This is a genomic window from Hymenobacter canadensis (genome assembly GCF_027359925.1).
Taxonomy (GTDB): Bacteria; Bacteroidota; Bacteroidia; order Cytophagales; family Hymenobacteraceae; genus Hymenobacter; species Hymenobacter canadensis.
Map to the genome: position 1 here is coordinate 50,655 of NZ_CP114769.1, position 23,774 is coordinate 74,428.

Here is a 23,774-nt window from a genome sequence, read left to right on the forward strand (position 1 = left end):
GTTTTGGTGCAACTAGTTAGAATAACATAGATGGTTAAACTCTACTCTCTACTACTCTTCAGTAGCATCTTATCCCATCACGAGGCTTGCGCTCAAACTAAGACCGCTACCCCTGTCACCACTCGGCAGGACACCATTTATTTCGATCACGACTGGGAGCGAACGACGGAGTCTCAAGACCGGGTGTACGCGCGCATCGCCCGACGTAATCCAGAGGGCAAGACGGTTGGTACTGTCCGAGACTACTTCTACCCTTCGTGGAGGAAGCAGTTTGAAGGCAAGGTGACCAGTGAGAGTCCGGACGTGGCCACCGGTCTGTGCACCGCTTGGTATGAAAGCGGCCAGCTGCATTTCAAGGGCACGTTTGCCCAGGGGCAGAAGGGCAGCGACTATCGGGAATGGAAGGAAGATGGCAAGGAAATCAAGTTGACCTACGTCTGGCAGGAAGTGCTGAGCACGGATGGTGTCAAGCTGCATTCCTACTATAACAATGGTAGCTCGCGGCAGGTCATTCCGATTGACCTACCGGAGGGCACAGTAGGTGTGGTGTATAAGTTCGATATCCGGGATGAAGACCAGCCGCCAGTCAACTGGACAACAGCTATTACCCTAACGGCCGCCCTGGCAAGTGCCCCCACCGGGCTGGGCCCCGCGTTGATGCTGTCAGCTGGGGCTAAAGCACTCAGTACCGAACGCCAACCGGCCGCTTCCGTCGCGACCAAGTGCCGGTTCTTTATCGTTGATAATGAGGAACTAACCCAACCGTTCCTAGCATATGCGACGAAGGGTACCATGCCGGCGCCTGCACAGTGTTATCAGCTGGCCGTGAACCGGGCCCAGGAAACACGGGAGCTGCTGGTGCCGACAGGTACCAAGCGGCTGTACTTCGCGGCGCAAAACGATAACCTGCGCACTTCTGCTAAGCTGAAGCTGACGGTAAGCGCGTTGGTAGCTAGCCGGCAGTAGGCGGCTTACATCAGCTTAATTCGTCGGCCTTGCTGGGGCGCTGGCAACGCCAGGCCTTAGAAGCCGCCGTGCCCAGCAGCGCCGAGCGCGACGAAATCAAGCAGCTGCGGGCCGCATTCAAGCGCGTGGAAATGGAGCGCGACATGTTAAAAAAAGCCGTGACCATCGGAATGCTTTAGCCGCATTATCCCAACTACCTCCGTCATGAGCCGCTACGCCTTTATCGCTGCCTGCACGGAGCCGTGGCCCGTGCAGGCAGCGATAAAGGCGTAGCGGCTCTGCCAGGTGCTGGCCGTGAGCCCGGCTGGGTAGTACCAGTGGCGGCACCGGCCGGCCGCCGCGCCGGCGCAAGTGGCCTTTACGCGCCACGCCCGGCGCTACGGCACGCGCCGGTTGCGGGCGGAGCTGCGCGCCGAAGGCCATGCGGTAGGGCGCTATGCGCTGCGCATCTGGCTGCGCCGGCATGGGCTGTGGGCCTTGAGCACCCGCCCCGCACGACGGTCGCCGACCCAGCGGCCGTCGTGGCCGAAAACCGCTTACTGGGGCTGCCGGCCCCCACCGCCCCGAACCAAGTCTGGGTCGGCGGGCGCTGGTGCTACCTAGCCACGTGGCGCGACGTCTGTGCCCGGCGGGTCGTGGGCTGGCACCTGGCCGCGTAGATGCCTACCGAACTCGTGCTGCTGGCCCTGGAGCAAGCCCTAACGCTGCGCCAGACCGCGCCGGGGCTCATCATCCACGACGACCGCGGCAGCCAGTGCCCTGCCCAGCTTCAGCCGGCCGGGCAATCCTTACGACAACGTCCAGGCCGAAGCCGGCTGGAGCACGCTTAAAACCGAGCTGCTGCCTCACGGCACCGCCTTTATTTCCTTGGAAGAGGCCCGGCTGCAGGTCGCCCATTACCTCGATACCTCCTTCAACCTCGACCGCCGCCACTCCGCCATGAACTACCGCTCGCCCCACCAATTTGAACAGGACCTGAAAACCAACCTACCTTAGCGCACTGTCCGTTTTCACTGGACCACCCCAGCAGTTGAAAGCACACCCCGGACGGAGGGTAGAATTCGTCGGCCATACTTACGGGGTTGAGATGATCAGCCTTTCATAGGCCAGAGCCAGCGTCTCGATGGCTACTTCGTTGCTGCTCGACTTCAGATCTATTGCCGTAAACTTAACAACGAATGCGTTGGTTAGCGTCCAGATCATGACCGCAGACCCGGTCTCGTCTAGCAGCTTGATAACGACGGTGTGACGTTTTGTGGTGTTCTGTTTAATTTGATTAAACGAGTTGTAAAAGCTCCTCAAATCACTGTCCTTGGTCAGAATACCTTTTTTAAGCGTCACGGTGTGGCCGCTTTTGATACCCTGCATTTTGTCGGTTGTCTGTCCTTTGCTGGTGCCTTTGCGGTGGTCAATCACCTGGTCCTGCTCAGCAAGGCCGCTCACCTCCTGGAAATAAATGCTTCCCCTACCACTGAGACCATTCACCTGGAAGTAAAACTTAGGTTGGGGCTGGCTGGCCGGGCTTTGTGCCCTCGCACCGTTTGCTACAGTAAGAAAAGTGAAAATTAGTGCCCGCAATAGATGAATACCGTTACGCCGGCCAGCGCGAAAACTACTGGTCTGAAGGAAAAGCATAGCTAGGAAATATTACCGGTCGCCCAACCACAGAACGCTTGCGGTTAGGTAAATAAAGACCAAAAAATGCGCATTAAGTCTATCGTAGCGAATGGTGTCTCGTGGAACTGCCTCAGACGGCTGAACAACCGCTCCACGGGATGCCGCTGGGCATAGCATATGCCGCTGCTTGCACCGGGATGGAACTACAGCACCGGTAAGCGGCAGGTCCAATCAGGGGCCGTGGCAGGCCGGGTAAGGGCGCGTCGTAAGTGAAGGAAGATCGCGCGCTATGATTGGGCCTGCTGGCCGCCGCTAGTGCTGGCCTTTGGGGTAGGGTTCCACGTGGGTCGCTGTGGGGAGAAGGGATTCTCGCAGCCGGCTACGTCCAATCTTTGCATCTAATTTCCAACTAAGGGCGATCTAGTGCTCACCGACGTCCTGCGCTTTGCTCAGATCGCGCTACCTATTGTTAAGTCCTATTGAAGGACAGGGGAGCAGTATGCCAAATACGAATTCTTTGACCAAGCTCTCAACCAAGGTCATATACGCTCCGGACTTTCTTGATTCCTATTGCGTGATAAGCAAGTACTTACTCGCATGTTTCTCCACTGTTGTAGTCGCTAAGGATATAATTCCATCTCTCACATTTTATAAGTCTTACGCTCAATTCTTCTCTCTGAAGCGAAATAACTTCTAAATCAGTTCTGAAGCTTATACCTCAACTAATCCCGTTCAGAATACTCTAAACGTCGTTTTTGAGGCGAATGGGTGGTCGCACTGTTGTCGCTAAGCTAGAGTTTCGCTTATAAAACGTGCTAGTTGGTATTGGTAGAGAGTAGGTGACTTATAAAACGTGGTAATTCATTATTAGTTATAAGCTATTACAAAGTTAGTAATCATTATCAAGGTCCTTGAAAAAGTCAGCAAGGCTTATAAAAAGTGGCGCTGACACGGGAATAGCTGCCGCTTCACTAGTAACTGGGCTTACTTATGAAAAGTGGTTTTAAGTAACTAATATTATGTAAATGCTTAGAAAAGTGCAATCCCTGTAATCGTTAGGTCAGCCTGCTTTTTTGTTGTCTTCTTGTTTGCTTTGGCCCCAGGCTTGCATCCTGGTCCTGAAAGCTAGTCCGTCTGCGTATCAACAACCTTTGTGAATTTATTTGTTAATCCTTGTCTATTTGTAGGGTTCATAAACCACTGATCCTCAATAGCATATAAAGGTATAAAACCACTTTTTATAAGCGAAAAACCACTTTTTATACTCTTTATTACCACGTTTTATAAGTGAACTCTCACGTTTTATAAGTCTATAGACCACGTTTTATAAGTGAAAAACCACGTCCAACTACCACTGTGGTTTTTTAGTTTCTGGTAACTTACATTTGCTTTATCCCCACCCCTTTATATCGTGATCTATGAAATCCGAAGATACTACTACTGTACTTGTGGACTCGGCTCTGGTTCCCGTCGTTCGTCAGCACAACGCTATCACCCAGGCTCGCTACGACTATACGGCCTGCCAGCTTGATATCTTCTTCTATTTGCTCTCCCGGCTACGCCGGGATGATGCCCCGGACCAGGAGTACACCATCTACGTGAAGGACGTGGAGGCCCTGACCGGGCGGCAGTGGAACTACCAGCAGCTGCGCGAGGCGACGGCCGACATGGGCTCGCGCATGTTCGAGGTGGAAAACGAGCGTACCTACCAGCAGCTATGGATGTTTCAGCGGGTGGAGTACATCAAGGGTAAGGGCTGCCTGCAGATTCAGTTGGCGGCACCCATCCGGCCTTTCTTGTTCAACCTCAAGGAGAACTTTACTTCCTACCAGCTGCACTCGGCGCTGAAGCTGAGCAGCAAGTACGCCAAGCGCATCTACCAGCTGGTGAGCCAGTGGAAGGATAAAACGAGTACGCGCACCTACCCGCTGGACGAGTTCAAGCAGATGCTGCACTTAAAAGACCCCAAGGGCAAGGAACCGGAGCTGTTTCAGAACATCAGCCAGCTCAAGGCCCGAGTGCTCGACATTGCCGTGCGCCAGGTCAGCGAGCACACCGACCTGCGGATTGATTATCAACTGCTCAAGAAGGGGAGGGCCTACGACGCGGTGCGCTTCACCATCGCCCGTCAGCAGCCCCAGCAGCTGCCCATCCCTTTTGAGCAGCCCGCCGAAGATGCCCGCGCGCACGCGGCCCGGCAAAGCCTGGAACTGCTGGGCATCATCCAGCCCCAGCTGGTGGCCACCATCCTGGCCGACCCCAAACACCTGGACCAACTCTTCAAGTTTACCTACCAGCTAAAAACCGACAAGGTGAAGGCGACCAAGAACCCTGGGGGGCTGTTCCTGAAAATCTGCGGGCTGCGTTAGTCCCGCCGCCTGATCAAAGGAAATACGATCCCGCCCATCTAAGCAATAAGCTCTGAGCGGTACAGGATGCGTGCGTCGTATACCCTATCGGGTATACACCTCATTAACTTGGTTCTCTCCACATCCGTTCGGGTATACAACATGAGTTCTTGCCTGGTAGCTTTTGTGAAGCAACGCCGCAAGTTGTTGCGTCTAACCCAGGCCGAGACGTCTGCCAAAGCTGGCGTCGGGCTGCGCTTTGTGCCTGAGTTAGGGCAAGGCAAAGCAACGCTTCAACTGGCTAAAGTAAATCAGGTGCTGCGTCTGTTCGGCCATCAGCTAGGCCCGAGGCCCATGGACCGTCATCAACTCTTGAATGAGTACGACTAAGATTTTATTGGTGTAAATCGCCCGCTCTGATGCGCAATATCATGAGCTATTATACCTATAGCTGTGCACTATATCGGGCATTATGTAAAGAGATGAAAATTAGATAGGAGAGGGGAGGAACTAACGGTCCCAGGCCCGGAAAAGTCTTGTTTTCATCGAGGCATCGGCTCCCATAACTACGGTTTTGACGACCATTGCCGTCCTAGCTTTATCGCGGACGCCCAGGACTCTTTGTGATGCTACGCTTATTTTGCCGGCAAATGCGTTATTGCCCATTTCTTAGCCATTATGCGGTCGCACACTCTGTTTTTGCCAATCCTCCTAGCCCTGGGTGCCTGTAAAAATACAGATCCAGCGCCTCCGACCCCGCTGGCCTTATTGACGGCGCATCCGTGGCACGTAGTTGCCTTAACGACTACGGCAGCAGGAATTACGACGGACCGATATGGTGCTATTCCCGCGTGCATCCGCGACAACCGCATCCAGTTTTACGCCGACCAGCGGCTGGTTACTGATGAAGGAGCGAGCCGCTGCGCCGCTACTGATCCTACCCAAACGACCGGCCAATGGTACTGGGCCGGTGGGGAGACGCAATTAACGGGATCGGTCCCTTACTTACCTTATTTGCTAGCTAGCACACTGACCATTAGCAAATTATCATCATCGATCTTGCAATTACGTTACCAAAAGACTAATTCGTCAGACTTTGCCGATGTGACCTTCCAAGCCAATTGAAGGCCCCTGCGAACCCGGTGGCGCCTTTCGGCCATCAGAGAGTTTGACTGAACAGCATTTATCGAGCTGCCTGACTTTGCCTGGTTACGAAGAGTCGTTTAACCAGTCCCCATACACCGGTTGCCAATACGCCCCAGCCCAACGCGTTGATACACAGGGCAGCGAGAAAATATCCTTCCTTGGTAGTCGCCAAGTCGAGAGGATAGGAGCCGAGGAAGATGACCGCTTTTGCCCACCACGGCTTGGGAGCACCCCAGGTCACTAGAAACGGCGCGGATAGCGCCACCACCAGCAGATAGGCCAAAATGCAGAAAAGGGTACTAAGGATTAGCCGTGGGCGCATGCGATGGCTGGTAAGCGTCGAAGTGGCGAAAGCATCCTACTGATTCGGGATGGTGTGACGGACCTCCGCCGCAGCGTCATTCCCCAGTCGCGAGGAGTGCTTGGTCGTCGCCCAATATAAGGCTCCTTCAACTGAGCCGAGCGCGTTTAACCTATCACCGTTTTCTTATAGAGTCCTTACTTTGGCTGTATCAAATGATTAAAGCAGTTGGGACCCTTCTTCTCGCCTTCACGTTCGCCACGGGCCATTGCTCTGGGCAAGGGTTGGTGTCGTGCAGCAGTGGCGTGGCCGACTCGCTAGACTGCCCGCAGATTACGCTGGATAGTTTCTTAGGGAAAGGCAGACGGCAACCCGCCCCTGACGCCGTGCTCTTCCAAGGCCGGGTCGTCATCAGTCGCGTGTGCTCCCTGGGAAACGGGCTGGTCTTGGTGGGCTTTGGCAACGAGCATTCCAATGGGGAAGCCTTCACCTTGCCCTGCGCCACCCTCTCGCCCGACGCCCCCTTCAATAGCACCCGTAACGGGGTGCGCGAGGGCCTGTGGTTTCACCAGAACGTCTTCGGCACTATCACCAACGCCACGGAATACAAGGGAGGAGAACGGCAGAGTGTACTACGTTTTTGGTCCAACGGGTTGCCCCGTCAGCGTACCTTCTACAAACAGGGTAAGCCACGCTCATGGGGGCAAAAGCAGTATGATAAAAAGGGGTATCCACTGAATGGCATGAGGCCTTTCTAAGTTGCCCTCGTTTTGCTCTAATCACTCTTTTATTGAACAGCCTATCTTGAACTTAGCGGGCTAGCACTACTATGGGAGCGTACCAAGAGGAATTGCACGCCCTGCGCCAACGCACCCCCATTGGCGTGCGCCACGGGCTGGCGCTGTTACAGCAAACCAACGGCGATGTGGCAGCCGCCGAATCCCTGTTTCAGCAGGAACTCACGCGGCTGGTAGCCCACCAAGCACAGGTGCCCGATGCCGCGGCGCGCCACGCGTTGGAACGAGCGGGCTATGATGTACCGCGCACCTTGCAGCAGCTGGAGCAGGCCCGATACTCACTCACGCAGCGCATCCTGCGGCGGTATCCCGTATCCGACGATGCCGTGCGCCGGGTGGCCGACGCGGTGGAGCAGGCGCACCAAGTGCCCCGCACGTACTGGCTCGACTTCGAGGCCGCCCAGTTGTTGCCGCCCCCCGTAGCCTGTGTGCTGGTGGTGAGCGAGTGGCTGGCCTACGAAGACTGGGAAAGCTTGGAAGCAGCCGTGTATTTCTACCTCGAGCCGGTGCTCGCGTACGTCGACCAGCTGTTGGCGCTCCCACAGGTCAGCCAGGCCCTGCTGTCTGTAGCCGCGCTCGAACAGGCGCAAGCTGAGCCCCGTCGCCGCCAACTGGCCCGCACGGAAAGCTACAGCCCTACGCCGGAACTTGAGGCGGCCAGTGCTGCGTTTGAGGCGATGCGCCCGCGCATCGTGCAGCGCCTGTACGAGTTGATTGAACACCATATCGCGCTCTTCCCATAAGCAACGGTACCGGGACCGTTTAGCTTCGGACCGTTTCGCTGAACAGTTTAAGGGACTACCCCTTGCCAGGTGGCTAGAACCTTTTCGCCTCGTTGCGTCCCTCCGCATTACTTTGTCGCCATGTTCAAAAACCGCGTGTTCGCTAGTTGTTGTGTGGTACTCCTGACCACGTGTGGCGAGGCTGGCGACGGTGCGAATGGGGACTATCGCGCTGCGGCGCTCGTGTCGAGCAAAGGCGATACGGTGTTCGTCAAGAGCTACAATTGGGGCCTTATTGGCGACAGTCAAATCTCTACGGTCGCTGATAATGACCGCCCCATTGGGTGGGACGACCAAGGTCATCCGGGCATCGTCAAAGGACTGGACCCATTTCAGTACCGCTTTGCCCACGACACGCTGACGCTGTACGCCCGCTCGCCACTCCCAGCTTTTGCCATTCGCTGTCCGTCCATCGTGATCCAGTACCAACTCGTGGACAATTCGCACTATATGCCCTTGTATCAACCACTCGGCAACTCCGCTTACCATCGCGTGCCAGAGTAAGCCTCAATCGCTCGTTTCGACGAATCACCCTTTCGCTAAACTTTTCTCAGCTGTTGCCCCCTTGTTTGCGCGGTGCTGCTGACCTTGTGCCGTGCAAATGAACAAGAAGACATGGTGGCTCGTGGTGCTGGGCGTGTGGGCACTGGCCGAAGTCGGCTACCGCACTTACGTGAATCACGCCTCCCATTTCGGTGGCCGCCCCTACTGGCCCTATTACGCCTACTACCGCAACCGCGCCGCCATTGGGCGCCTCTACGCCCTGACCGCCCCAGGCCGGAACCAATATGCCTCGCTCGAAGCCCGCGAGGGGCGGCTGGCCGACTCGGCGGGTCACCTGCCGCCGGCCGCCCGGGCCCTGGTGCAGCAGCTGGCCCGCGACATCGCCCCTGCCGGGTACTTCTATTTCGCCGTGAACCCGGTGCAACAGGGCGACTCCCTCATGGTTACGGTGTCGGTGCCGTGCCCGGTGTCGTGCGGCTGCTTTGAGTGGCTGCGCCCGGCCGCAGGGGGCAGCGTCTTGTTTACTCTCTCGGGTAGCGGCCCTGAACGCCGCCATACCCCGACCGAACTCGAGTACGTCCGGACCGACAACGCCTCCGTGCAGGCCGCTTGGCGGCAGTACCCGTGCTACGCCCCCCTTGGGCCCGGAGAGTTCCTGAACGCCCAAGCACTGCGCGCGAATGGACCGTTGCCCTACAGCGAGTACCAATCGGACCTACTGCTCTTCAAGCCCCTGCGGGCGATTGGACTTTTATAATGCTCGTTTTACTATTTGAACTGTTTCGCTGAACCTGCTCGGTAGTTTGGCAACGCCCCTATCCGTAACGGAGGGATATACCACTGCTGCCGCCTTTTGCGTCATATACAACCTCCACGGTGCCCCATGGGAAACGCCCTTCATGTCCCAGCTCGTCGCGTACCCACTGCTTATACTCCCCCAGTCGCTGCCGTTCGGCGCTTTCCGACCACGTATCCCAGCTGCTGGATAATTCAAGTCGAGTGGGCGAAAAAACCAAATGGACTTGCCTTAAGCGGTTGTTATAAAAGGCAAACCCGATAGAGAAGTACTGACTTTCCTTGCGCACGTTTTGAGTCCGCAACCATGTCCACCCGGTGCCCATGTCCTGCACCTGATGGCCCTCGCCTAGCGCAAGAGAGGCAACCGTTTCTAGCTGATCGCCGACGCAGACACGCACCGACGGGAAAAAAATCAAGTCTCCGGTTGAGCGGTCAATCATGTCAGTAAAGGAACGCTCGTTTTGCTATTCAGGTCTTTTCCAGGAACGGATAGAGACGGATGGCTAGGAAGATGGACCATACAATTTGGTCCCAAAGGCGTTGCGTAACCTCTGCCGGTAGAAGAGGCCGTACAAAACCAGGCTGAACCCTCGTTTTGGCAAATTTGACTGTTTTGCTGAATGAATCAGCGCGTTTGCCCACTGCAAGCAGGAAGCCCCCGCTCTTTGGCTCAGTCGAGGGATGAGGCCATGAACCGCTTGTGGCGGGTATATCGTCCGGCCGTGGCGGCTAGCAAGTGCGAAAACGCCTGTTCCAAGGGGCGGTTTGCCAGCAAGGAGGTCAGCAAATGGGTCTGGCCCTGATGCTGTATTTTCAGGTAGTGGTAGGACTGAAAAGCGTAATTCTCCCAATCTATTTGCAGGTACGTGGCCCCAGCGGCATGCAATTCGACCGCCTCCATCTCCCTGTACGGCAGGACGACCATTGCTCCCCCCTGCGTCACCTCCAGTCGGTCCTCAAACGCGGCGACGGTTGTGTGGCGGTTGCGTAGATAATACTCCCCGTGCATGTAAAGCCCAGGGCCGAAGTAGGGCACCATGCCTAACAGAATGAAGCCTACCGGTAAGGCATAGTTCCCTGTCACGGCCAGTAAAATTCCGAGCGCGATGAAGGAATAGAACAGGTGCCGCAAGGCGTAAACATGCGTGCGCAGCGTAATTACAAAAGGGTTCATCCAGTAGTAGCTGCCAGCATAACGGGTACCCGACAAAGGTGCGTTTAAAAAGCGTTGTAATCCCTCGTTTAACGTCAGACCATTTTAGTAAACTTAAGCGTTCGTGGTGGCCTGTAACACGTGACCCTGCGGTAGTGGCCGTAGGACCAGCACCCGTGCCTTTATAGCTTGCAAGCGAAATACTGCCCCCGCACGGATTGGAAGTACACCACACGGCCGTCCGGCGAAAACCACACCCGGTCCCGTCCCCGGGCGTGGGTCTGGGCCTTTGCGAGCGGCACCGTCTGGGTGCGCACGACTTTTTGGGAGGGGGTGACGCGCCAGACGTAAAGCGTGTCGTGTGCGTCGGTGTCGCGCTCCTCGTTGAAGCAGACGATGACGTTGCGGTGGCGCATGGGGTACCCGCGCAATTGGTACGGCGCGCACCCACCGGGGGGGAGCAGCAGGTACGCGGAGCCGTGGTACCGTTCCTGTTCAAGAACGGCGAACCGTGGCGCCGGGCCGAGGGCACCGACCGCCCGGTAGGTGAAACGGGAGTCGTCGGCGCGGTTGTTTTTGAAGAATGGACAGCCCGCCACCGCCACGCCAGCGCCGCGCGTTTGCAAGGCCGGGGCCGGGGTTGGTTTTTCCGGCGCCACGCTGCGTGCCCGAAACCGCGGGTCGGCAGGCATCACTTGACCCGAACAGGTCGCCCCGGACAACAGCGCCAGCAGCACCAGATGAGCGTTCAGCGAGGAAACCCGAAGCGGCGCGGAAGGAAGGAATCGAGTTGGCATTGACGTGCTTTAACCGATTGCCCAAGAGGGGCAGTGGCGACCGACAATGTTACGGCACAGCCCCGGGTTGTAAAAGAAACTACAGAACGGATGACGTATATCCTCCTTCAACTGAACTGAGCACGTTTACCTTGCCACCGTTTGACTGTTCACCTTTCTTTTTTCTGACAATCCTGAAGCATGCGTAAGCAAGGATTCCTTACTCAGTTCCTCTACCTTATTCTCTACGCAGCAAGTGGGCTCTTCACCTTGTTCTGGGCCAGTGTCTTCTTTCTCGGGTCGGAGGATACCGTTTTCCGGCAGATTGAAGAGCACGGATTGTTGGTACTGTTTTTAAAGCGATTTCTAGGTTTTGCGATGCTGGGCGGACTGGTCGCCTTAGGCATCACGGTGCCTAGTATCCTGCTTCAGGTTTGGCGGGAGCAAAAGGATTGGTCGGAATCCAAAGAGGTATTTAAACGGGCCCTTTTCTCGCAAGTACTTTGTGCGTTGTTCGGTAGTGCGTTTTTCTCCCTTTCGGTAAGGGACAGTATACCAGATGTAAAATCTGCCATTGACCACTCCCTGATTAGTGAAGAAGCAAGCATGCCACTTCGGTCTTAAATCCAGTCTACACACTCTTCATTCCGCTATTCGGACCGTTTTCTTGAACACAAGGTGAAGAGTTATTACTTGCCTTAACACCTGCTCTTGTCTATGCACCCCGACACCATTGCCGCCAACCTTCTGCTTCAACGGGCGCTTGGCCGCTCGGCTGTCGAAAGTTTTGGCCTATCTCACCAGATTCACTTTCTGGAGTTTCGCGACGACGAGCCCCACGATCACGTACTGTCCATTGACACGGACATGTCCTCAAACGTCAGCTTCGACGGGGACCCTAGGCTCACGGCAGACGAACAACGGCTGCTGGTCTTTAACCGGGTTAACCTGCGCACCGTGACCCGGGTGGTCTGCGATGATGAAGCCAACCTGTTTCTCGACTTTGACAACGGGGTCCAACTCCGATTTGCCGGCACCTCGGCGGAGGGGTATGAACCCTGGCAACTAGGCAGTCGGATGCCCTTGGACGAGCCCGGCGGGTACTTGCTTATCGCCCAGTGCAGCGGTGGGTATGCTATTTGGGATGGGTCAGCGACGCCTACATCCCACCCTGAAAAGGTCTAACTCACTCAGTTGCTTTCCTCGTCTAGCTTCCGACGGTTTGGCTAAACTAACGAGGCAAAAAGAGATTTTACCACTGACCAGCGGGAACGTGTCTAGCCGTTCTAACCACAGAAGTGCGAATCTGCATTCAGCATCATAAATACGATCTCGTTCGCCGGTTTTCTGTATTTTGACTCCCATGCTCCGCATCACAAACGCCGCCGCCCTTCCTTTTACCCGGCGGGACGCGGTATGGCTGGGTTTGTTTTACCTGGGGGCGGCCCTACTGGACCGCACGACGGTGTGGCTGCTGTGGGGCGGCAGGCAGGCGGCGCAGCCGCCCTACTGGGACCCTAGCGAATTGATGGCCAGCTCCGGAATTGACTTCCTGCTCCGATTTCTGTGCGCGCTCGGTATAAGCTACCTCGTGTGCGCCCGGCTGCACGCCCTCGCTCCGGGCGGGCAGGTCGTGGCATACGCCGTATTGGGGGTGGCTTTTGTGTTGATTTGCGGACTGCTAGGTGCGCAGATAAAGGCGCGGCTGGGGTGGGTGGAGCTGTTCGGCGGCAAGCTGGGGGTGTACGCCTACTACGTTTCGGCGCTGTTTTACCTGCTGCAGCTGGGCCTGATTCTGCTGCTGGTGCACATGCGCAAGTACAAACAGGCCGTGCACGCGCAAGCCGAATTGCGGGACGCGCTGGCCCGCAGCCAGCTCGCCGCCCTCAAGGCGCAACTCAACCCGCACTTCATCCACAATACGTTCAACAGCATCAACGCCGCCATTGAGCCGGCCAACGAGCGGGCCCGGGAGCTCATTATTGAGTTGTCGGACCTGTTCCGACACCAAAATGCCGTAGCCCAGCGGGAGTTCGTGACCGTGGCCGAGGAAATTAGCTTTTTAACCAAGTACCTGGGGCTGGTGCAGCGCCGGTTTCAAGACCGGCTGCATGTGACGTTTGCCGTGGACGAGACCATATTGTCGCGCCAGATGCCGGCCATGCTGCTGCAGCCGCTGGTGGAAAACGCTGTGCAGCACGGCGTGACGCCTCATATGGGGCCGTGCACCATCCACGTATCGGTGCAGCCCATGGGCAACCAATTGCTATTCACGGTCGCTGACACGGGCGCGGGGCTGCCGGAACAGGGCGTCCAATTGGGCGTGGGCTTGCGCAACACCCAGCTGCGGTTGGAAAAACTAGGTTACGCGCCACTGCGCCTCACCCCGAATACGCCCCGCGGCACGCGGGCCCACTTCCGCTTATGAAACGGGTGCTGCTGGTCGACGACGAGCCGGACGCCCGGCTGCTGCTGCGGCAGTACGTGGGCCAGGAACCCGGCTATGAGCTGGTGGGCGAGGCCCGCGACGGCCCGGAGGCTGTGCGGGCCATTCACACCCTGCGGCCCGACCTCGTGTTCCTAGACATTCAGCTCCCAGGCTGCTCGGGCTTCGAGGTGCTGGCCCGGCTGGAGCAGCTGCCGCAGGTCGTGTTTTCGACGGCCTACGACGCGCACGCTATTGAGGCCTTCGCGTTTCACGCCCTGGACTACTTGCTCAAACCCTACGGCCGCGCCCGGTTTCAGCAGGCCCTGGCCCGCGTGGTTCACGACGACGCCCGCGTGGAGGCGCTGGCCCAGCGCCTGCTGCAGGCTGGAGCGCCCTACGCCCCGCGCGTGATACTGCATAAGGGCGCACGGCGCGTGGTGGTGGACGCGAGTTCGATTCGCTACGCGGAGGCGTACGGGGATTACTGCAAGGTGTACCGGCAGCACGAGCAGCTGCTGGCCCTGAGCGGTATTTCGGAGCTGGCACTGAAGTTGGACCCGACGCTGTTCTGCCGGGTGCACCGCTCCTACCTAGTCAATCTGACCCACGCGCAGGAACTGGTGCGGACTGGGCGCCGCTGCTACCTCGTGCTTGACAATCAGGCCCGAGTGCGCGTGAGCGACTCTTATCTGCCCGCACTGCAGCGGCTGCTGCTGTAGCGCCCCGGCAAATGGTCCGTGTGGGCCGCCAACGGGCGCGCCGGACAGTTTTGTCGGCTGATGGGCGGCTTCGTCGGATTTCCCCTGGATTACTTGACCAGATGACCGAATATCGGGGGCCCACTCGCTTTGCTCCGATGGAACATCTGAAATACACCTGCCTGCTCGGCGCTGCTCTGGTAGGTGGCTGGCCGCTGGCCCACGCGCAACTGCGGCCCGCTCCCCGCCTCTACGTGCCCGGCCGGGACTCACTGCGCACGTTCACGGGCGTGGAGCAGGCCGCCTACCCGGACGGCAAGCAGCGCGTCTGGAAAGAGCTGGTGAATGGGCAAGCCACCGGCACGTGGCTGGAATGGTACCCCGACGGTACGCTACGCTACCGGGCTGCGTGGCGGCAAGGTAAGGGGCACGGCATGTGGGAGTACTTCTACCCGACGGGCGTACGCCGCTCGGCCGAAGTGTACGAGCAGGACCGGCTGGTGGGCCTGGCGTATCAGTACCACCCGAACGGCCAGGTGGCCACCGAGAGCTCCCACCTGCAGGGTAGGCGCCAAGGGTACGTCCACACCTACGCCCCGGACGGGACGCCGCTTACTGCCCAGCTCTACCAGCAGGACCAGCGGGTGCTCAACCAGCCTGTGCTGTTTGAGCCGGGACGGATTGCCACCACGGCCCATCAGGAGTGGGATATCACCTTTGAGCCCGACGGCCACACGCTCTACTTCACCCGGAAGCTGGCCGGCACCAGTGCCCAGCGGATTTACCGATCCGTGCGGACGCCCACCGGCTGGGGCGAGCCGCAGCCCGCGGCGTTTTCCACCGGCCCCGACGAGGGCGCCTTCATCACGCCGGACGGCCGCCAGTTCTACTTCGCTTCCCTGCGCCCGCTCCCGGGCCAACGCCCGCGCCCGGCCACGCCCGACATGAACCTGTGGGTGATGGACAAAACGGCGAAGGGATGGGGCATGCCGCGCCCCGTGCCTGGCCCCATCAACGGGATTCGGCAGCCCGGCGAGGCGTGGCCCGCGCACTACGAAGCGGGCCCGGTCACCGACGCGGCCGGTACCCTCTATTATTGGGCGGGCAGCCGCACGGGCCCTGATGCCAATTTATACGCGGCCCCGCGGCTGCCGGACGGGCGGTTCGGCCCGCCCCAAGAGTTGCCCGCGCCCCCCAACCACCGCGGCACCGACAGCAGCCCCTGCGTGTCGCCTGACGGCAACCTGCTGTTTTTCGCCTCCTATAACCGGGACGACGGCCTGGGCCGGGAGGACTTGTATTACTGCCGCAAAGTGAACGGGCAGTGGACCGCGGCCCGGAACTTGGGACCGGCCATTAACTCCGAGCACAACGAAATATGCCCCCGCTTTTCGCCCGATGGCAAGCACTTCTTCTTCAGCAGCGACCGGGGCCCGGAGCTGGATGCAGCGGGGGAACGAGTCTGTAGCATCTACTACCTGGAAACCGCTTATATGACGTTGCAACCATGAAATACCCGTTCCTAATCCTGTCCGGACTGGCCGCGCTGGCCAGTTTCGCTACCGCCCAGCAAGGGCCCCTGGACACCACCCGCCAGAAGATGGTGGCCATGAGTCAGACCACTCAGCGCCCCGCGGCTGAGGGCAGCCAGTATTTTGAGCAGGGCAGCTCGCGTCCCTACACGGGCTTGCTCTACGGCCGCTATGCCAACGGCCGCTACCAAACCATCCAGCAGTACCGGGACGGCCTGGGCAACGGCTACTGGACGGACTTCGACCCGGAAGGCCGCAGGGAATGCCAAGGCACGTACCGGGCCAACCGAGTGGAGGGTCCGGTCACCTTTTTCTACGAAAACGGCCGCGTGAAGTCCAAAGGGCAATACCGGGACTGGAAGCGGCCCATTGGCGAGTGGGTTTACTACGACCAGCAGGGCCGCGTAGCGCACCGCATGACTTACACCCGGTAAATGGAGGACAGTGCAATACGAATCGTCGTTTCGACCCTTTGGTTGAACTTCTGTGTCGTAGGTTATTCCTCCCGCACCGTGATATAGCCTTCCGTCCACTCGCGCCTATCTAGCTCATAAGTAGCAATCTCTAACCCTGCTGGCTGGTCTCTAAAGCCTGGCTGCGTTAAGCTGGCATTTAAGGCTTCTTCAGCCTTCAGGTAGCTGGAATAGACTCCTAAGAGTTTGACATCCTCGCCGCCTGGCAAATCCTCGTCTTCGTGAGTATGCCATAAGAGGAACACGTGTGTCATGACAGAGCGCTGTTTGTTTTAGGGTAATGTAAGGCTCGTTTTGCTAAAGGCCCTTCTTAGGGAATGAGGCATAGAAATTTGCGACGGTAGTAGCTTTGCGCATGGGTCGAGCAATAGAACACACCACCATAAACGAACAGACTGCTGAGTTATTAGAAAGGGAAGCCATTCCCCAGTTAGTGTTCCTGTTTGGAAACGCGGGGACATCAGAATCAACTCTGTTGGAAGTGCTCTCCGGTGGCCTCGATACTCTTCTCTACCATCAACCTGAGAAGGCAGCGTATTCTTTCCGCATCTGGCTTAATAACCCTGTCTGGAGTAGCAACGACACTACACACTTGGCAACCTTTTTCGAGCGAGTCGCCGAACGACTAAACACATACAAGGGTCTACAGCAGCAGTTCATTGCGGAGATATTACGTGCTCCTACTTATCAATCTAATTCTCTGCGGCCGCGGGGTGATGATGAAGGTCGATTGTTTCCTCTTTTCAATCTTGCCATAGAACTTCGGTGATCGACCGTCTTCCTGAACACATCCTACATACAGACGCTACTCCTTCGTCAACCGTACGATCAACAGTTGTGCTTGCTTGGTAAGTGTGATTTGAATCTTCGCATCGGTAGGCGCAGCAGCAACTTTATTTAGGGTGGTGGTCAACGCCACTAAGTCACTCATTTTACTGCCTTTTTCTGGCGACCACGTTTGGCCCCCACGCAAGCCAATACCCAATTGAAAGTGGCTAAAGTGGTAGCTCGTGCCATCAGATCCATTGTCGTGATACTTGCTCGGCGCTGGGTAGCGGGTCTTGGCGATGGCTTGCTTGAATGCTTTAGCTACAAGTAGGGCGGCCGGTTTGCTAAGCTCTACTGTGGTTGTGTTCACTTGAATCCGAATCGCTGGGGTTTTTTCATAGTTCGACCACACTCTAGTTTGGCAAATTCGATAGGTCAGATAGTACTTCGCAGCCCGCTGTTCTAGCGAGAGGACGTATTCGGGGCTAAAAGACGGTAGGACCACTACCCGAGCTAGCGGTGAATCAGTTAACCCGGCAAGAAGCACGTCACCGACCCGTGAGTAGTACGCCTGTTCATGGGAATAACTGGTGAAGATGCCCTCGGTAGGCACCAAATGGTCTTTTCCCTGTTGGGCAGAGGCGTTGATCGATAAAATCCAACAGCAAAAGGTCCAAGTGGTAACCAGCGTCCAGCGCAACATCATACACGGGAAAGAAAAAACAAGAAGAAGCCATCAAATACCCTTCATTTGGCCATTAGGGCCGATTGTTGGGCGTCGTACGTTAGAGCAGAACTACTTTCCTACCCGCGCATCGCTTTGTGCTAGGCGGGTCGCGCAAGCCTGCACTACCCACGGCGCCACTAGGCCGGCCACGCCGCTACTTAGGAGGTACACAAACAGGTACGGGCGGTCCACCGCCCCCGAAAATGCCCCGCACAATATTGAGGCCACTACCGTGTAGAGCACGCTAGTAATAGCTACGGCGGGCCAGCGCCGGCCACGTTGGTCCAAAGCCGCCCACGCGGCCAGCCCGACCGCCAACAGGCAAAACGTGTACGCGCAATACTGGAGGGAAATACCCCAGGAAATCGGGACCCCTAATGACCGACCCCGCAACTGCTGCACGCTCACGGCGGCAAACCTGCTAGCGTAAAACAGGGACCCTGAAATAACCAGGCGCCAACTTAAAACCAAGCCGATGCGCAGCAACTTGTTCATGTGCAAAAGAACACTCCTAATTTTGAACGGGCTGCGTTTAGCTTGCCACCCTTTTGGTGAACGTTTTTAACAGCACAGACTCCCGCTCATGGACGAACAAGACAACCTTTTATGGTCAAAGCAGCAATGGCGACATACGGGAACCGTTACCTTGGAAACGGCTTCTGCCGCGGAAATAGCTCGTTTTTCCCAGGTGCACCAGGTCCAGCTGCCCGCCGATTTAGTCCGCTACTTTGCCCTCGTGAACGGGACTGCGGGCACCTATGACAAGGAGTTCTTCTGCTTTTATAGCTTAGCGGAAGTACAAGCAGTTGCTGAGCGGTTTGGCGATTACCACGGGGCCCCTAAGTACAGCGACCTGCTCCACACTTGGTCGGAGCACCCGACGTTTTATGCCTTCGCCGATTACATGATTCACTCCTTGGCTTACGCCATTCGGCTGGATGCCCAAACGACCGCCACCAACCCCGTGTTCGTGCTCTGCGGGGGTATCTATCGGCCTATTGCGAAAAGCTTTACGGAATTTCTAGCGCTTTACCGACGGGATTCGCCCCTGCTGTATATGAGCGATGAGGAGTTGGCGGAGTAAATCAGTTCGCTCGTTTTAACGATTCGGACCGTTTGGCCGAACTGTACTTCACGCCTTATCAATGGCCGTCAGTAGCCCGTTTGCGGTAGTTGCGGGCATTGTGCTGCATCAGCTGCAGGAGTTCTTGCCGGGAGGCTTCGTCCAGTCCGGGTAACCGGGTAAGGCCAATCACCATCTTATCGACGGAGCGGAGTGAATCCTGAGCCATTTGGTAGCTGGATAGCTGCGTATCAATAACTCCCTTCTGGCTAATGAGCATCCACGTCGGGCTCGTGTGATTACCGACTCCGTCGTAAATCGTGAGCAGGGCGTACCGACCGTTGGAGGTAAGCTCTTGAAAAACGCAAAAGTCGCGTGCCTCGTACGCCCGGCGGCGGGTATCGACCTTGAGGATGAGCGTGGCATTGACCACGGCCCGCGTTTCGCGCGTGAGGTGCAGGTTGTCGACCCGGATGCACTTTTCGGGCGTGGCCACTAACCGATTCTGCCCCGCACAGGCCGTTGAGAGCGCCGTAGCCAGCAACTGCCAGCATGTAGAAAGAGTCATGGAGAAAGGAAAGTTGGGCCGTATCCCCAGCCCAAGTGTACCGCCGGTTGAAATTACCCTCGTTTTGATTTCAGACCGTTCAAATAAACTACCCTGACTAAAAAGATTACAGCTCCCTCATTCTTTCGACGGTGATACCTCGGCTTTTAACCAGACCCCTTTTCATTTGCACGAGCAGTTGTCTGCTCGGTCTTAGTGGTTTAGCCTCGTGCGGATTCGACTACCCTTGTGGGGGCGAGCAGGCCTCGAATTCCCTCCAAGACGCAAAAAGCACTGGGGTCTTTCTGACGGCGCTTGTTCCCAGCAAGTCGGACTTTGTCCTGCCCAACGGCATACGCTTTTCAATAACGCATGTCTGGCTTGAAAAAGGGTGGAGCCGTAACTGCCAAACTCGGAAAGATGTGCTAACCGATAACAACCAAATTCTTATCTGCTTTCGCGACAGCAGTAGCCTCATGACGGCATACGGAATAGGCACTGATAAGAAAGGGATGTTTGGCAGTAGTGGCGCCCAGGCGCAAATTTTGGTAAGCAAAAGCGCGGCCGCCTCCAGCTATAAGCTCTTTGTCTTTCAATTGGCTTCCTCGCGGCGACCCCAGGTAGTGGACAGTTTGTCCTTGAGGCCTGTTCGGGACTAACGTTTTCGGTTATTCAGACCGTTTCGATGAACAACGAGGGCAATAATTGTACGTTCGCCTCATGGAACCCGAAACCGCACTCTTAGCTGCCATCCTACGCCAATCCCCCGAAGGTTCGCTGTGGCGCCTCTCGAAGGATTCATGGCAAGAGCTGCCACGTGTGCTCGGGCCGGACTTACTCCACCCCGGCGAAACATTCTGGTGGCACGTACGCATCACGACCGCAAATCGCCAGCGGCTACTGGCCGTAGCGGAGGCCCACGAGTTACCTGACAAAGTGGTGCATATGTCCCTCACCACGGCCCAAGGCCGCACGTTCTTTCGCGGCGAAGACCACTTGGATACCATCATTTGTGACTTCGATTTTCAGGGTCTGAGAGACATTTGCGGTAAGTTTCCCCGGCTGGAGCAAAGCATTGTCAAGATGGAAGGCCCTTTGTAAATGCTCCTTACTTTGAATTACGCGTTCAGAGCACCACCCTTTCGCTGAACGAAGTTTGCGTTCCTGCTAGCCCTTATGCAATACATCGCCTTGGCCTTCAACACGCCGGAACCCCACCTCACGGACTTGACGCGGCACTTACTAGTGTTGGCACAAGCGGCCGGCTATAGCCCCCGCGTCGATTGGCTGGAAATGGCTGGGGACGGATTGACTGCCTTCGTACAGAGCCGCTGCATCACCCGCGTGGTGTTCTTGAATTGTCCCTCCCGCCCGTCACTGAAGATATCGTCCGACGGTATTACGCAGGACGTGTTCAACAGTGCCTGGGACGGACGCTCCTCTAAGTTTGAGCAGTTCTTGGCCGACGTATCCGTTATCTGCGCTGAGCAGCCCTACTACGTCATCATGGGTGAAGAATGGTTTGTATACCAGTATGTCCGCTACCACGAGGGACCGTTGGCCAAGCTGGCAACCATACTGCACCTGAACCGCAGCTGGCGCTTCCAACTCTACAACTTCGAAACAGAATCCAACAGCGACGACAGTGAAACCCCACTCATCTTTCGCGTCATTCCCGGCACGGCGAACCCGGCTCAGTGGTAATAAGTGAACGTTGATTTGCCTCAACCACCATTTGTGTTGGCTTAAAAAGAGTTTTGTTCACTATAAATTCCACTCTTCTGTTGCCTCAATGTCCAACCGTCTTATCGTTCGCTATTTCAACCGCGTGTTATTTGGGTGCGTCATAGTACTGCTCGCCCTGCAGCAAGCAGGAGCCCAACGCTCGCCTACTCTGACTCTCCAAATTATTCCCACCACGTATTCCAGCCAGAGTTCACCTATTGCGGCTATCAATTTTGATTATACGAACCATTTTCATGTACTACTCACAAACACATCGACGGCTCCCATCAATCTGTTCGAAGAGTGGAACAGCTTTGGCTATTATGGTCTTTCTTTTGAAATCACCTACCCAGATGGTCGAATCGTGCGCGTGGGGAAAGCGATCCGCGGCTGGGACAAGAATTTTCCTTCTACGATCACCATTGAGCCCGGCGGTTACTATGTATTTAATGTGACTTTTAAACCGGACCAGTGGGAGAATTCCCCCTTACTTAAAAGACCGACCACACGCGGTATTCCCTGTCGAATGCGAGCAATCTACTCGATTGAGGCTGACCAATACTCCCGCGGAGAACATGCTTGGACGGGCAAGATTACAACGGCAGAAAGACCTTATATCATCTGGTAGCTCTTGCTACTGATGGTGATCGGACGATAAAATTATACTCGTTTTGATCGAATCACCGTTTCCCTAAACGCTCTGCTGGCCAACTGGCTTGGCCTCTTCCTTGTAAAAACCACCTCGGATACACGAGAAGATGCCCTCAGCTCCTTGGAGGAAATAATCGCATGAACTGTACTCGTCGAGGGGCATGTCCTGGGTGACGCTATCCACAAATAGCTTGATTGCCGCTCCGGACTGCAGCGTCAGCTCCACGTCCCCGCCGGAGGCCACGCGGGCACTTTCCACCGTTTCGCCTTCGTGAGCTGACAGGGTCGCTACCAGATAGGCTTCCGGGTCTTGCCAGGTGCAGGCCACGCGGCCGGCCCGTAGCAGCTTCCAAGCGCAGTACACCATGAGGTAGCGCACCTGGCCGGCTGCTGGCCGCAGGTGCAAGGTGAAAATGGAGCCGGTCCCGGGCCCGGCCTTCACCGCCACAACTTTGGTATCAGCGATGAGCCGCATGAGGGACGCGGAAAATGCCGATTCAGCGAGTTCTTCCATAGCCGAAGGTAGACTAGCAATCGCTCCTTCAACTGAACGGGCTGCGTTTACCTTCGGACCCTTTGGCTGAACGAACTTCTTTTCGTCACGCTCCCCATAAGCGTTGGTAGAACAGCTGGACTTCCTGGCGCAATTCTTCCTCACTGATTTCCCACGGAGATTCGGGGTGTTCCTCGTAGCAATCGCCACTAGTGAAGAGACGGTTCATCATCTCGTGAAACTGCTCTTGTCTTGGCGCCTGTTTTGGCAAAGGCTTGCCCCACGCTTCGTTGCGGTCATGCTTCCATTGCTTCATAAAGGCCGAAATGTATTCGTCCACCCTCAGGCGGTTACCCAGGTAATCCGCTAGAATGGGTTTGTAATCCGCTTCATTCATGGCCGCAGGGCAAGTAAAGTAGTTTGGAAGAAAAGTAGGGAACCAATAGACGTCCGCTTAAGCATGAACTTATGCTCGTTTCGCCGAATCACCGTTCTGATAAACTCTTTGAGTAATTTTGCCAGCAAAATTCTGCTCCCCCGTATAGCTCTGCCTGGTGTTTCGAGACGTTTCTTCCCCTAAAGGCCGAATTGGGCGCTTAGAGTACGGCCTGAGCTACTTCGCTTACCTAGTCGTTTTGGTCGTCCTCCAGCTCGTGTTTGGTCCCAACGAGAACGACAACCTTTTACTAGCCCTCTTCTACCTGGCGTCCTTTCTGCTGTGCTTGTGGTTCCTCGTGGCCCAGGGGGCCAAGCGGTGCCACGACCGCGGCAATAGCGGCTGGTACCAATTCATCCCTTTTTACGTGTTCTGGATGCTTTTTGCGGCGGGGGATAGCGGGGACAATGCTTATGGCCCCAACCCGAAAGCAGCTGCCCCAGCGGGAGAACGTAAGTAAGCCCGCTTAATTTCGAGCGCCCCTTCACGGCCGGATGCCCTTGGGACCGTTTTCTTGAATTGCACATTTGACCTATGGCCATGAAGAATACGACCCGTGCGGAATTAGCTGCCAACATCAAACAGCACCGGTGGTTGGTGTTCAACATCATGGAAGGCAACGAAACCGAACCGGCCTTCTCTTACACAGTGGGTTTGTTCGAGACGTTTGGCCACCCCGAAGTAGTGATTTCCGGCGTGAAGCAGGAGGCTGCCATGGGCATTCTCAACGAAATTGGTCACGGTGTCGCTGAAGGGCTGAAGCGAGAACCTGGGGTTCTCTACGACGATATCTTGGAGGGCTACTCCTGTGTATTTAAACCCGTTTCTTCGCAGAAGTACGAGGCATACTTTGGCCGAGCGTTAATCTTTTATGAGGGGCCTACCTTTCCGATGATGCAATGCGTCTGGCCCGATGCCCTAAAACGGTTTCCCGGCGAAGCGGGCTATACCCTTTCCACCCAGGAAGTATTATTCGAGCAGTAGAACGCTTGTTTTGGCGAATCCGACCGTTTCGCCAAACGAAAAGAGGCGATACCTTTCGACC

Annotated in this window: 32 protein-coding genes; 22 read left to right on the forward strand and 10 right to left on the reverse strand. The window is 56.6% G+C overall.

The features are described from left to right. Positions 1-30: 30 nt before the first annotated feature. The 5 genes from O3303_RS21305 (at position 31) to O3303_RS21320 (ending at position 1,962) form a co-directional block, all read left to right on the forward strand. Positions 31-966 carry a toxin-antitoxin system YwqK family antitoxin gene (locus O3303_RS21305; RefSeq protein ID WP_269562365.1) on the forward strand — a complete coding sequence of 312 codons (936 nt, stop codon included), beginning with the start codon at positions 31-33 and terminating at the stop codon, positions 964-966. Between the two features lie 29 nt (positions 967-995). Then, positions 996-1,145: a hypothetical protein gene (locus O3303_RS21310; RefSeq protein ID WP_269562366.1), complete on the forward strand. Its 150-nt coding sequence runs from the start codon at positions 996-998 to the stop codon at positions 1,143-1,145. 172 nt (positions 1,146-1,317) lie between these two features. Further along, positions 1,318-1,569 (forward strand): IS3 family transposase, encoded by a 252-nt coding sequence (locus O3303_RS22075; protein ID WP_350356636.1) that lies wholly within the window; start codon positions 1,318-1,320, stop codon positions 1,567-1,569. A gap of 56 nt (positions 1,570-1,625) precedes the next feature. Continuing rightward, positions 1,626-1,796: a hypothetical protein gene (locus tag O3303_RS21315; protein WP_269562367.1), complete on the forward strand. Its 171-nt coding sequence runs from the start codon at positions 1,626-1,628 to the stop codon at positions 1,794-1,796. Next, positions 1,726-1,962 (forward strand): integrase core domain-containing protein, encoded by a 237-nt coding sequence (locus O3303_RS21320; RefSeq protein ID WP_269562390.1) that lies wholly within the window; start codon positions 1,726-1,728, stop codon positions 1,960-1,962. The genes O3303_RS21315 and O3303_RS21320 overlap by 71 nt, the downstream gene beginning before the upstream one ends. Positions 1,963-2,040: 78 nt before the next feature. On the opposite strand, the gene O3303_RS21325 is transcribed toward O3303_RS21320, so the two are convergent. Continuing rightward, positions 2,041-2,601 (reverse strand): phage tail protein, encoded by a 561-nt coding sequence (locus O3303_RS21325; protein WP_269562368.1) that lies wholly within the window; start codon positions 2,599-2,601, stop codon positions 2,041-2,043. Positions 2,602-4,001: 1,400 nt separating this feature from the next. On the opposite strand from O3303_RS21325, the gene O3303_RS21330 reads away from it, so the two are divergent. Both O3303_RS21330 and O3303_RS21335 read left to right on the forward strand, forming a co-directional pair. Next, positions 4,002-4,952 (forward strand): replication initiation protein, encoded by a 951-nt coding sequence (locus tag O3303_RS21330; RefSeq protein WP_269562369.1) that lies wholly within the window; start codon positions 4,002-4,004, stop codon positions 4,950-4,952. A gap of 141 nt (positions 4,953-5,093) precedes the next feature. Further along, entirely contained in the window at positions 5,094-5,321 is a 228-nt protein-coding gene (locus O3303_RS21335) for a helix-turn-helix domain-containing protein (protein WP_269562370.1), read from the forward strand. 793 nt (positions 5,322-6,114) lie between these two features. Here O3303_RS21335 and O3303_RS21340 read toward each other — a convergent pair. Next, positions 6,115-6,360, reverse strand: coding sequence for a hypothetical protein (locus tag O3303_RS21340; RefSeq protein ID WP_269562371.1), 246 nt, complete (start codon positions 6,358-6,360; stop codon positions 6,115-6,117). An 847-nt stretch (positions 6,361-7,207) separates the two neighbouring features. On the opposite strand from O3303_RS21340, the gene O3303_RS21345 reads away from it, so the two are divergent. From O3303_RS21345 to O3303_RS21355, 3 genes are all read left to right on the forward strand, one after another. Further along, complete coding sequence (locus tag O3303_RS21345; RefSeq protein WP_269562372.1) at positions 7,208-7,918, forward strand: hypothetical protein; 711 nt, start codon at positions 7,208-7,210, stop codon at positions 7,916-7,918. 120 nt (positions 7,919-8,038) lie between these two features. Then, a complete protein-coding gene (locus O3303_RS21350; RefSeq protein ID WP_269562373.1) occupies positions 8,039-8,461 on the forward strand; it encodes a hypothetical protein in 423 nt (140 codons plus the stop codon). A gap of 97 nt (positions 8,462-8,558) precedes the next feature. Beyond that, entirely contained in the window at positions 8,559-9,218 is a 660-nt protein-coding gene (locus O3303_RS21355; protein ID WP_269562374.1) for a hypothetical protein, read from the forward strand. Between the two features lie 58 nt (positions 9,219-9,276). Here O3303_RS21355 and O3303_RS21360 read toward each other — a convergent pair whose 3' ends face one another. From O3303_RS21360 to O3303_RS21370, 3 genes are all read right to left on the reverse strand, one after another. Beyond that, complete coding sequence (locus O3303_RS21360) at positions 9,277-9,699, reverse strand: hypothetical protein (protein WP_269562375.1); 423 nt, start codon at positions 9,697-9,699, stop codon at positions 9,277-9,279. A 230-nt stretch (positions 9,700-9,929) separates the two neighbouring features. Then, positions 9,930-10,469 carry a hypothetical protein gene (locus O3303_RS21365; protein WP_269562376.1) on the reverse strand — a complete coding sequence of 180 codons (540 nt, stop codon included), beginning with the start codon at positions 10,467-10,469 and terminating at the stop codon, positions 9,930-9,932. Between the two features lie 125 nt (positions 10,470-10,594). After that, entirely contained in the window at positions 10,595-11,209 is a 615-nt protein-coding gene (locus O3303_RS21370; protein ID WP_269562377.1) for a hypothetical protein, read from the reverse strand. A 180-nt stretch (positions 11,210-11,389) separates the two neighbouring features. Between O3303_RS21370 and O3303_RS21375 the strand changes: the two genes are divergently transcribed. The 6 genes from O3303_RS21375 to O3303_RS21400 all read left to right on the forward strand — a co-directional run bounded on the left by O3303_RS21375 (position 11,390) and on the right by O3303_RS21400 (position 16,280). Then, positions 11,390-11,812 carry a hypothetical protein gene (locus O3303_RS21375; protein ID WP_269562378.1) on the forward strand — a complete coding sequence of 141 codons (423 nt, stop codon included), beginning with the start codon at positions 11,390-11,392 and terminating at the stop codon, positions 11,810-11,812. Positions 11,813-11,905: 93 nt separating this feature from the next. Continuing rightward, positions 11,906-12,373 (forward strand): hypothetical protein, encoded by a 468-nt coding sequence (locus O3303_RS21380; RefSeq protein WP_269562379.1) that lies wholly within the window; start codon positions 11,906-11,908, stop codon positions 12,371-12,373. A 178-nt stretch (positions 12,374-12,551) separates the two neighbouring features. Continuing rightward, complete coding sequence (locus O3303_RS21385) at positions 12,552-13,616, forward strand: sensor histidine kinase (RefSeq protein ID WP_269562380.1); 1,065 nt, start codon at positions 12,552-12,554, stop codon at positions 13,614-13,616. Continuing rightward, complete coding sequence (locus O3303_RS21390) at positions 13,613-14,335, forward strand: LytR/AlgR family response regulator transcription factor (protein WP_269562381.1); 723 nt, start codon at positions 13,613-13,615, stop codon at positions 14,333-14,335. The genes O3303_RS21385 and O3303_RS21390 overlap by 4 nt, the downstream gene beginning before the upstream one ends. A gap of 137 nt (positions 14,336-14,472) precedes the next feature. Further along, positions 14,473-15,825: a hypothetical protein gene (locus O3303_RS21395; protein ID WP_269562382.1), complete on the forward strand. Its 1,353-nt coding sequence runs from the start codon at positions 14,473-14,475 to the stop codon at positions 15,823-15,825. Further along, on the forward strand, positions 15,822-16,280 hold the full coding sequence (locus tag O3303_RS21400) for a toxin-antitoxin system YwqK family antitoxin (protein ID WP_269562383.1): 459 nt from the start codon (positions 15,822-15,824) through the stop codon (positions 16,278-16,280). Before O3303_RS21395 ends, O3303_RS21400 begins: the two co-directional genes overlap by 4 nt. Before the next feature lie 62 nt (positions 16,281-16,342). Here the strand turns inward: O3303_RS21400 and O3303_RS21405 are convergent, their stop codons facing one another. Both O3303_RS21405 and O3303_RS21410 read right to left on the reverse strand, forming a co-directional pair. Then, positions 16,343-16,573, reverse strand: coding sequence for a DUF7336 domain-containing protein (locus tag O3303_RS21405; RefSeq protein WP_269562384.1), 231 nt, complete (start codon positions 16,571-16,573; stop codon positions 16,343-16,345). A 551-nt stretch (positions 16,574-17,124) separates the two neighbouring features. Beyond that, a complete protein-coding gene (locus O3303_RS21410; RefSeq protein ID WP_269562385.1) occupies positions 17,125-17,793 on the reverse strand; it encodes a hypothetical protein in 669 nt (222 codons plus the stop codon). Between the two features lie 604 nt (positions 17,794-18,397). Here O3303_RS21410 and O3303_RS21415 point away from each other — a divergent pair. Continuing rightward, positions 18,398-18,898 (forward strand): SMI1/KNR4 family protein, encoded by a 501-nt coding sequence (locus O3303_RS21415; protein ID WP_269562386.1) that lies wholly within the window; start codon positions 18,398-18,400, stop codon positions 18,896-18,898. A gap of 58 nt (positions 18,899-18,956) precedes the next feature. Here the strand turns inward: O3303_RS21415 and O3303_RS21420 are convergent, their stop codons facing one another. Beyond that, a complete protein-coding gene (locus tag O3303_RS21420; RefSeq protein ID WP_269562387.1) occupies positions 18,957-19,445 on the reverse strand; it encodes a hypothetical protein in 489 nt (162 codons plus the stop codon). Positions 19,446-20,144: 699 nt separating this feature from the next. Between O3303_RS21420 and O3303_RS21425 the strand changes: the two genes are divergently transcribed. The 3 genes from O3303_RS21425 (at position 20,145) to O3303_RS21435 (ending at position 21,777) form a co-directional block, all read left to right on the forward strand. Continuing rightward, a complete protein-coding gene (locus O3303_RS21425) occupies positions 20,145-20,525 on the forward strand; it encodes a hypothetical protein (RefSeq protein WP_269562388.1) in 381 nt (126 codons plus the stop codon). A 75-nt stretch (positions 20,526-20,600) separates the two neighbouring features. Then, entirely contained in the window at positions 20,601-21,128 is a 528-nt protein-coding gene (locus O3303_RS21430) for a hypothetical protein (RefSeq protein WP_269562389.1), read from the forward strand. Between the two features lie 88 nt (positions 21,129-21,216). Beyond that, positions 21,217-21,777 carry a hypothetical protein gene (locus tag O3303_RS21435; protein ID WP_269562266.1) on the forward strand — a complete coding sequence of 187 codons (561 nt, stop codon included), beginning with the start codon at positions 21,217-21,219 and terminating at the stop codon, positions 21,775-21,777. Between the two features lie 63 nt (positions 21,778-21,840). On the opposite strand, the gene O3303_RS21440 is transcribed toward O3303_RS21435, so the two are convergent. Together O3303_RS21440 and O3303_RS21445 are read right to left on the reverse strand one after the other, a co-directional pair. Continuing rightward, positions 21,841-22,314, reverse strand: a complete 474-nt coding sequence (locus tag O3303_RS21440) for a hypothetical protein (protein ID WP_269562267.1) — start codon at positions 22,312-22,314, stop codon at positions 21,841-21,843. Between the two features lie 85 nt (positions 22,315-22,399). Further along, positions 22,400-22,690: a colicin immunity domain-containing protein gene (locus O3303_RS21445; RefSeq protein WP_269562268.1), complete on the reverse strand. Its 291-nt coding sequence runs from the start codon at positions 22,688-22,690 to the stop codon at positions 22,400-22,402. A 157-nt stretch (positions 22,691-22,847) separates the two neighbouring features. Between O3303_RS21445 and O3303_RS21450 the strand changes: the two genes are divergently transcribed. Together O3303_RS21450 and O3303_RS21455 are read left to right on the forward strand one after the other, a co-directional pair. Beyond that, on the forward strand, positions 22,848-23,189 hold the full coding sequence (locus tag O3303_RS21450) for a DUF805 domain-containing protein (protein WP_269562269.1): 342 nt from the start codon (positions 22,848-22,850) through the stop codon (positions 23,187-23,189). Between the two features lie 80 nt (positions 23,190-23,269). After that, positions 23,270-23,713: a DUF4262 domain-containing protein gene (locus tag O3303_RS21455; protein ID WP_269562270.1), complete on the forward strand. Its 444-nt coding sequence runs from the start codon at positions 23,270-23,272 to the stop codon at positions 23,711-23,713. Positions 23,714-23,774 lie beyond the last annotated feature (61 nt).